The 1,258-nt window shown below is 52.0% G+C and carries 1 protein-coding gene; it reads left to right on the top strand.

The genetic code is table 11. The features are described 5' to 3' along the window. The first annotated feature begins 67 nt into the window (after positions 1–67). A protein-coding gene (locus DCO47_RS26795; RefSeq protein ID WP_371919907.1) for an IS3 family transposase occupies positions 68–1,209 on the top strand; the annotation gives its coding sequence in 2 pieces (ribosomal slippage) (positions 68–329 and positions 329–1,209; 1,143 coding nt in all). The last annotated feature ends 49 nt before the right edge of the window (positions 1,210–1,258 follow it).

The following is a 1,258-nucleotide window of genomic DNA, read 5'->3' on the forward strand; positions in this document are numbered from 1 at the left end:
TGATCTGGCTTAATGATTCTGGACACCCCTAAAGGGCGGTAATCTACGCCCATAGACGAGGTGTGATTTGACCAGACGATATTTTTCGACAGATTTCAAACGGGATGCGGCTTGCCTGGTTTTGGATAAAGACTATTCGGTGAGTGAAGCCTGCGAAGCAATGGGCGTGGGCCCTACAGCTCTGCGTCGCTGGGTTGAGCAACTGCGTGCGGAGCGCAGCGGCAAGACGCCTGAGAAGTCCAAGGCCATGACCGTTGACCAACAACGCATCCAGGAACTGGAAGCAACAATTCGACGGATTGAGCGCGAGAAGGAAATTTTAAAAAAGGCTACAGCTCTCTTGATGTCGGATTCCCTCGATCGGTAAGGCTGGTCGAGGAGTTAAGCGAGCAATATTCAAGATCCGAGTTGTGCGTTGTATTTGGAATCAACCGCAGCAGTTATTACGAGCGTCTGAAACAGCGGGCGAAAGTAGATGACGGGCGCAATCGCCTAAAGATCAAAGCTGCTGAATTACATGAGCAAAGTCGCGGCTCAATGGGCGCGCGCAGCCTGTCAAAGGCGCTATGTAACGAAAAAGAGTCGGTGGGTCGTTACATGGCTCGTAGCCTGATGCGCGAGCTCGGGTTGAAGAGTCAGCAACGGCGCAGGCATCGTTACAAACCCAGCGGTGCGGAGGCGCAATACGCCCCCAATCATTTGGAGCGTAAATTCAATGTCGAGGTCCCCAATCGAGTGTGGTGTGGCGACGTGACTTACATTTGGGCCGGTACTTACTGGGTTTATCTGGCTGCTGTACTTGATCTGCATGCCCGGCGCATCGTCGGCTGGGCGATGTCCAGAAGTCCGGATTCAGCTCTGACCTGTCGAGCGTTAAAGATGGCTTTCGAGTCGCGAGGACGCCCTGAAAACCTAATGTTCCATTCGGATCAGGGCTGTCATTACAGCAGTAAAGTATTTCGTGAAATGCTGGCGGACATGCGCATAAAACAAAGCATGAGTCGACGAGGAAACTGCTGGGATAACGCCCCGATGGAGCGTTTCTTTGGCAGTTTGAAATCTGAATGGATACCCAAGGCTGGCTACCGAAACGAAGATGAGGCTAGTACCGATGTGTTGCGCTACCTGACCCATTATTACAATCGGATCAGGCTGCACAGTCACAACGGATATCGGACTCCGGTAGCAATGGAAGCCTTGGCAGCATGAGAAATGACCTAAACCCTATAACCGTGTCCAGTATCGTTTGACCAGAACA

It is taken from the genome of Pseudomonas sp. NDM (assembly GCF_003105095.1).
Lineage (GTDB): Bacteria > Pseudomonadota > Gammaproteobacteria > Pseudomonadales > Pseudomonadaceae > Aquipseudomonas > Aquipseudomonas moraviensis_A.